The organism is Halorubrum sp. SP3 (assembly GCF_005435195.1).
In the GTDB taxonomy this organism is placed as follows: domain Archaea; phylum Halobacteriota; class Halobacteria; order Halobacteriales; family Haloferacaceae; genus Halorubrum; species Halorubrum sodomense.
Genome location: NZ_SGTU01000448.1, coordinates 1 through 394, shown reverse-complemented (window position 1 = coordinate 394; position 394 = coordinate 1). Strand labels below are relative to the sequence as shown.

1 rRNA gene is annotated in these 394 nt (G+C 56.9%); it reads left to right on the top strand.

Annotated features, from left to right (window positions below):
* Positions 1–249 (top strand): 23S ribosomal RNA (locus EXE42_RS19515); the annotation flags it as partial.
* Positions 250–394 lie beyond the last annotated feature (145 nt).

Sequence of the window (394 nt, the reverse complement as noted above, 5' to 3'; positions counted from 1 at the left end):
TGAACGAACGTATAGTACGAGAGGAACTACGTTTGGTCGCCACTGGTGTATCGGTTGTCCGGAAGGGCAGCTGCCGAGTAGCCACGCGACACGGGGTAAGAGCTGAACGCATCTAAGCTCGAAACCCACATGGAAAAGAGGTACCACAGAGGTCACTCGTAGAAGACGAGTTCGATAGACTCGGGGTGTACGCACCGAGGCAACGAGGTGTTAAGCCCACGAGAACTAACAGACCGAGCCACATTCATTGGCGCTGACGCGCCACGACTCGCATGAGTTCAGGCGGTATCTGGATCGCACGATATACACGGTTGGTATCGAACCAGACCGACACAGGCGTCCCTCGCTCGAGAGCGCGACGAGAGAGGGTTTCGGTTCGAGTCCGAGAGTCGGC